The organism is Arsenophonus nasoniae DSM 15247 (assembly GCF_000429565.1).
In the GTDB taxonomy this organism is placed as follows: Bacteria; Pseudomonadota; Gammaproteobacteria; order Enterobacterales; family Enterobacteriaceae; genus Arsenophonus; species Arsenophonus nasoniae.
In genome coordinates this window covers 1-6,435 of record NZ_AUCC01000120.1, presented here as the reverse complement: position 1 = coordinate 6,435, position 6,435 = coordinate 1, and the positions used below count along the sequence as shown (strand labels likewise).

Here is a 6,435-nt window from a genome sequence, read left to right as displayed (position 1 = left end):
AACAAATTTGGAGAGAAAAAGATTTAAATCAAATTTAGCCTGACAGATACTGTATAAATAACTGGTAACTGTCAGATCTAGTCTGAGCTACTACAACTTATAGGATTTGCTGTCTGGATCAAGAAGATTTTTGAAATTCCTCTTGACATCGCAATTAATACAGGCATCAAAATTGTCATATGGATCGCACTAATCAGCTTTATTATTTGGTACTTCCGTTCAAATTTCAACGTAATAAAATTAACAACCCCACTTATGCTCAGTCTACTATGGTGTAGCTTTTTCCCTATACTCGACTATAAAGCAGGGATTCGAGACAATTTTCCCATTAAGATAGAGCCTGAATGGTACGGAACTGCATTCTGGCAGTTCATTATTTTTCTAGCAATAAATGGCATAGGGTATGGAATAATTTACTATCAAAACAAACGAAATAATGACTACTATTAATTTTCAGGATCGCACAATACACTCTATGTTAAAGACGAACCTCGCCCATTCCGACAGGCGAAATTTTGCCGAAATGGGCAAGAACCCTTTTGTAACATAACGTTGTACATTATGCGAATATTTGTTGTAGAGGCTCAATGCTAATGTCTATTTGTGGCTCATTAGGAATGTCTTGGTTTAGGAATGTCCTGGTTATAGTTTTCAAGCCTGACTCGCTTTACCTGATGAGGAGTTTTATATGATATACAAAGGAAATCTCCCCTATGAATTGGGGTAAAGTTCGGGGGTACCAGAACCCCGAACCGCTACGCGGTAATTGTCGCGCTTGGCTTGTCTAAATTTATCTTTTTAGATGTGCGTATTTTTCAACGTTAGTAAAACAGCGATCAAACATACGATTAAGATGCATTTTATCCTCGGGTGTCATCAACGGGATATTTTGCGAGACTTCCACTTTATTAGTAACACGATTAAATTTGGTTGCTATCTCAACAGGTCTTGCCTTTGAATCGTTATAAATACGGTCATCTTTTTTGACAGTAGATTGACTTAAATTTGAATAATTAGAGTTATTTATATTCATGGATATTAAAAATTTTTATGTAAATTAACTTATTGTTAACCTTAATTTTACCCTTCCTTGTAGGAATATGACAACTGGAAACATTAAATATGTTTCCAGTGATTCTAATCTACAAGTAAATTAAGAAACTTTTTCTTTCTTCTCTTTTAAGGCAACCGTATTGGCAGCATCAATTTTTTGATGTTTTTTATGTTCTTGCACATTATTTCGTTCAGGTATTTTTTTATTCAGATCTACTGTGATTTTTTTTGATAACCCAATAAAGAATCCACCGTCTTCAATGGACAGATTTTCACTATAAATTTCACCTTCAATCATGCCATTTTTTTGAATTTCGATTAAATTAGATTCAACACGACCTTCAATTTTGCCATCGATAATTGATTTTTTGGCTAATATACTACCCGTTACAATGCCAGTTTTTGTTACAATAACTGTGTTTTGTTTACATAAAATATTGCCGATATATTTACCATCAATAAGTATATCTGCATCTGAGACAATATCTCCTGTGAAACAAGTTTCAGCACATATAATGGTCTTTTTGTCACTTTTGTTTTCAAAATTATTTTCTGTGCTTTGTTTGTTTTCTGTACTTTCAATTTTCCGTTTCTTAAACAAAATCTTTCTCCTAAAATAATAGATAATTAGCAGGCTAGAGACTAATCCACTGCTAAAGCAAACCCAAAAAAATCCAGTAGAATACATGATGATAGAAAAGCACCATGCAACAATTGCTACATTGATTAATCGCACATAGTCCTCCACCGGATTTTAATTAACTAGCACAGCATTTAATGCAGAATTTATGATGCGTAAAGTAAAAATTTTTTTGTCATCTCCATAAGAGTTTTATGTCATTAATCGTTTCACTTTAATTTAAAGCGCATATTTGTGTTAAAATATTTAACATTTTGTTAGTTAATGGTTGATTAATATGTCACATAGATTGATTTTTAAAACAAATCATTTTTTATGTTCACATAATGTAAAATACGGATTGTTATCGTATAGAGAAAATAAATAGCATTTTTTTGACTATTAGAAAATAGCTAAATTGCAACAAAATTAATCATTATTCATTATATTAGTTAGCTTTAGTATATTGCAATGTATCTTCGGTTAGAAATATTGACTTATGTTATAATTTTTATACTTTTATTCTGAAGTGGAAAATTTATAAATTATTATTTAAGTTAATTTTTTAATATTATAAACGTGATTGGTTACTATTTTGATAATAATATAAGCGTTATTTTGTTGTGGTTATTAAACTCATTTTTTTGTGTGCTTGGTGTCATCGCTAAGCCATAATAGGCAATATTATCACCCTGCTCTGCAACATATTTTTCTAGATAATTAAAGGGTGATATTTTATTTATGTCTGACGCTGGAACTTTAATGGCTATGTATTGATGACTATTAATTCTTTCTTTTAAGGGTTGCCAGTTCGCGGTTATGGTATGCTCATTTTCTTTTATTGTTTGATAGACTTCAGGTTTTAAACAGGCTAAATGAATGTGTAATTGTTCTTGCGTGCGACCATATTTTGAGTTTATTGCGAGAGAAAGAAATTGCTCATTAATAGGTTTATTCGCTGATTTTATAAATAGATCCCGATTTTGCCATGCTAGCATGAAATAATTTTCTGTGTTTTTTTGTTGCAAAATAGGACTTTCAATGCCAGAGATTTTATCTAACGGTAATAATAAATCATGTAATGGTCCCTTTATATCCTTATAGATAACATATCGGTGTTGTTGGTCAACTTTGATACATGGCGATTGTAAGTTGCCATTTTTAAACTGAGGAATACATTGTTGATTAATGGTTTGCCATAACTTATCACTATTTATTTTTATATAGGCAAAATAAATTAATATTGATAAAAATAAAGCAAAAAATATCTTGAGTACTAACTTGATAGTTTTTTTCATAAAAAATCCTATTATAAAAAATTTTCCTTAAAAGCATTTTAGAATGGCTGATTTGGTTACTAGCAGCGTTTTTTTTGCTCATCTAGTATAAGGTATGTGTAAGTTTATTCTATCTATTTGTTAATTTAATGTTCTAAGTATTTTTCTTTTTTGACAGAATATAACTTTATTACGTAGCTAACATGCTTTAAAGATATCACTTGACTCTTTTCATGTGAGATTTTTTACTTACACTTAATTAGAAGCAAAAAAATAAAAGAAGGTAAATAATGATAATTTTTGTCACTGGTGTTACCGCGGGGTTTGGTGAAGCAATAACTAAAAAATTTATTGCTAATGGCCACATTGTTATTGGCACAGGTCGACGAGAAATGCGGTTAAAAAAACTCCATCAGCAGATTCATTTTCTGGGTGGGAATCAAAACTACGTGCTAATGAATCAGCAATAGGATAAATAACGCCACCACAGCGTGCTGTGTTACTTGGCATAGCAGGAGATAAAATCAAATCAGCCACCGCGAGACCATAAGCCAATCCTAGTGTTCTTTTACCTAATAGCCGGATCATTTGTAATGCAATTCGTCGTCCTAAGCCGGTTTTAATAAAACCTCTAGCAATCATAAAAGCAACTACAATGAGCCAAATTAAACTACTATTAAGCTCACTTAGTGCAGTTATAATGGCATCACTTGCACTTTCATCTCCGGCAGCGTGACTAAGGGCAAAGATCGTCATTCCGATTAGGCCGATTGCTCCGATGGGTAATACTTTAGCAACAATTGAAGCAATAGTTGCTACAAAAATAATAACGGTCTGCCAGGCAGCAAAACTTAATCCTGTTGGTGGGTTTTGATACAAAAAAAATGTTGCGATTATAGTGATAATTACTAATGGTAGCCACTTCACTTGACTCGTTATTTTATTCGCCATAATTGCTCTTTCCTTCTGCTCAGTTCTATTTTCATGAATTGTATAATAGCGCAGTAATAATTTTAGAGTGTTAATATATTAATGCATATCTTTTAATATAAAAATAAAGGAGAAATTTATAGAGATAATGCTAATGAAAAGTAAAAATATATTGATATAGGGAATTTTACTTAAGTTTGAAAAAATGTTTTAGTATCGCTTTGATTAATAACAGATAATTTCTTTAATGATGAAATAAGAATAAATATCTGGGTATTTTATGATGATTAATTAAATTTTATTCAAACTTATTGAGTAAAGAAATTAATTTAGAATAAATAGAATAAATATATAGAAGAGTCGAAGAAAAAATAGTATTTACAAAAAAATTTGTCACTTATTTTAATTAAAATTTCATTAATTTAAATAATGCTAACTTTTTATATTTATGTTGCTATTTTTAATAAGCTTATTCAAATTATATATTGGACAAAATATGTCATTTTATTTATTCTGGTATCAATTATTAGTGAATAATTATCAGGTATTAGATGAAAAAATCTCAACAAGACAACAAAGAGAATGACAGTTGCCCAAAAGATAATTTTCAGCATCATATAAAATATCGTGATGCTCTTTATATACGTGTTACTTTGTCATTTTTTATGGTGGGATTATCAACTTTTGCGTTACTCTATTTTGTACAACCAATACTGCCCATTTTATCAAGTGAGTTTAAAATAACACCCGCCCAATCTAGTATGTCCCTTTCATTGTGTACAGGCCTACTCGCGCTTGGATTGCTTGTTACTGGTCCCCTTTCCGATGCGGTAGGCCGCAAAAATATCATGGTGCTCGCTTTACTAAGTGCGGCTATTATTACCTTTATTAGTGCCTTTATGCAAAGTTGGAATGGTATTTTATTAACTAGAGCATTGGTTGGTCTTGCTTTAAGTGGTGTTGCGGCAGTTGCTATGACTTACCTCAGTGAAGAAATTCATCCCAATTACTTAGCACTTTCTATGGGCTTATATATCAGTGGTAACTCTATAGGTGGTATGAGTGGGCGCTTGATTACCGGTATTCTAACCGATCATTTTTCTTGGCGGATAGCAACAATTGTATTTAGTTTATTTACCTTTATTGCCGCCATTATTTTTTGGCGTTTATTACCGCCTTCACAACATTTTAGAGCATCGTCAGTTCGTCCACGTTTCTTATTGGTTAATTTTAGAGTCCACCTTAGAGATAAGGGATTACTTTTTTTATTTATAATTGGTTTTATCATTATGGGAAGTTTTATAACTCTCTATAATTATATAGGTTATCGATTATTGGAAGCTCCTTATAATTTTAGTCAAACTATGATTGGATTATTATCTTTCATCTTTTTAGCCGGTACCTATAGCGCGTCTAAAGCAGGATTTCTAGCCTTAAAATATAACTATGCAGATATTTTATTTATTGCTATTTGTTTAATGTTTATTGGTATCACAATTACTTTTTTTTCCCCCATCGCAATTATTATATTAGGAATGGTGATATTAACGGTAGGATTTTTTGCAGCTCATGCTATTGTCAGTAGCTGGATTGGAAAACGTTCAAAGCGAGCTAAAGCCCAAGCATCATCATGGTATTTGTTCAGCTACTATGGTGGTTCCAGTATAGCCGGCACTTTAGGCGGTGTATTTTGGAGTCATTGGAAATGGAATGGAATTATTGGTTTTATTATATTTTTAACTTCGCTTGGATTAATTATTAGCATCAAATTAAGGAAAATATAAATTGTGGGTCTTAATTAAATACAAAACTCTATACTTTAATTAAGACTTTGATTTATCTAAATCTGTATTAATTAACTTTAATATCCATTGCTATATTCGCCCTGGCAATGTTTGGCAACTTGAGTTTTTTGCTGGCGGCGCAGTTATTGGAAATTTTTCATCGGGTGTAATATATACTTCTGTTGTAGCAACATAACCGTCACTAAAAATAGCTTCAATATAAGTTGCTTGCCAACCCATTATTTTAGAATTCATAGCAACAGTTATATTTTCACCTTTGCCAATTTTGATTGATGATGGCAAATACCTTATACCGCATGAGTAACGAAAATCTCTTGCAACGGAATTTTTTGCAATCCAGCGGGTAATTTTGACAGGTTTTTCTGAGAAGTGAACAGTAAGTTTATTTTTATTAATACAGGTGCTCAATTTTGGTAATGGTACATTTCTATTTAAGCGATTAATAAATTGTCACCGATCATGCAAAACTGATCCACTAACGATCATCTAAAACTGATCCACTTGGTATTATTCGCACATTTTTGTACGGATAATTTATGTTAACCAAGGAGATATTTGTGGATATTCATGTTCGCTTTGCACAAGGACAAAGCCTTCGAAAAATTGCCAGTGAGTTGGGTATATCCCGTAACACCGTAAAACATCATTTACAACAACAGACAATGCCAACTTATGCTAAAAGAAGTCAACAACCGACTAAATTATCCCCCTTTAAACCTTATTTGCTTCAGCGAATTGAACTGGCTAAACC

The 6,435-nt window shown here is 31.8% G+C and carries 6 protein-coding genes and 3 pseudogenes; 3 read left to right on the top strand and 6 right to left on the bottom strand.

Translation table 11 applies throughout. The features are described from left to right. Window positions 1-790 precede the first annotated feature (790 nt). The 3 genes from G468_RS0115620 to G468_RS21430 form a co-directional block, all read right to left on the bottom strand. Window positions 791-1,033, bottom strand: a complete 243-nt coding sequence (locus G468_RS0115620; protein ID WP_026823856.1) for a hypothetical protein — start codon at window positions 1,031-1,033, stop codon at window positions 791-793. A gap of 120 nt (window positions 1,034-1,153) precedes the next feature. Then, the gene (locus G468_RS22625; protein WP_081700709.1) at window positions 1,154-1,789 is read right to left on the bottom strand and encodes a bactofilin family protein; all 636 of its coding nucleotides are present in this window, start codon (window positions 1,787-1,789) and stop codon (window positions 1,154-1,156) included. Window positions 1,790-2,262: 473 nt separating this feature from the next. After that, entirely contained in the window at window positions 2,263-2,970 is a 708-nt protein-coding gene (locus G468_RS21430) for a CDP-diacylglycerol diphosphatase (protein WP_051297155.1), read from the bottom strand. Between the two features lie 269 nt (window positions 2,971-3,239). Here G468_RS21430 and G468_RS23925 point away from each other — a divergent pair. Further along, a pseudogene (locus G468_RS23925) lies at window positions 3,240-3,371 on the top strand (SDR family NAD(P)-dependent oxidoreductase); the annotation flags it as partial. Here the strand turns inward: G468_RS23925 and G468_RS21425 are convergent. Then, window positions 3,349-3,900 (bottom strand): annotated as a pseudogene (locus tag G468_RS21425) (anion permease); the annotation flags it as partial. The pseudogenes G468_RS23925 and G468_RS21425 sit on opposite strands and share 23 nt — an antisense overlap. A gap of 530 nt (window positions 3,901-4,430) precedes the next feature. On the opposite strand from G468_RS21425, the gene G468_RS0115600 reads away from it, so the two are divergent. Further along, complete coding sequence (locus G468_RS0115600; protein ID WP_026823855.1) at window positions 4,431-5,663, top strand: MFS transporter; 1,233 nt, start codon at window positions 4,431-4,433, stop codon at window positions 5,661-5,663. Window positions 5,664-5,753: 90 nt separating this feature from the next. On the opposite strand, the gene G468_RS25475 is transcribed toward G468_RS0115600, so the two are convergent. Together G468_RS25475 and G468_RS25470 are read right to left on the bottom strand one after the other, a co-directional pair. Then, window positions 5,754-5,966 carry a hypothetical protein gene (locus G468_RS25475; protein ID WP_407062046.1) on the bottom strand — a complete coding sequence of 71 codons (213 nt, stop codon included), beginning with the start codon at window positions 5,964-5,966 and terminating at the stop codon, window positions 5,754-5,756. 33 nt (window positions 5,967-5,999) lie between these two features. Beyond that, window positions 6,000-6,128: pseudogene (locus tag G468_RS25470) on the bottom strand (hypothetical protein); the annotation flags it as partial. A 92-nt stretch (window positions 6,129-6,220) separates the two neighbouring features. Between G468_RS25470 and G468_RS0115590 the strand changes: the two are divergent. Then, window positions 6,221-6,435: helix-turn-helix domain-containing protein (locus G468_RS0115590; protein WP_162143434.1), on the top strand; the 215-nt coding region annotated here is incomplete at its 3' end.

Bases quoted from the DNA above. Each gene is read 5' to 3' on its own strand.
- G468_RS0115600 (WP_026823855.1), top strand. From the start codon at position 4,431: ATGAAAAAATCTCAACAAGACAACAAAGAGAATGACAGTTGCCCAAAA.
- G468_RS21430 (WP_051297155.1), bottom strand. From the start codon at position 2,970: ATGAAAAAAACTATCAAGTTAGTACTCAAGATATTTTTTGCTTTATTT.
- G468_RS0115620 (WP_026823856.1), bottom strand. From the start codon at position 1,033: ATGAATATAAATAACTCTAATTATTCAAATTTAAGTCAATCTACTGTC.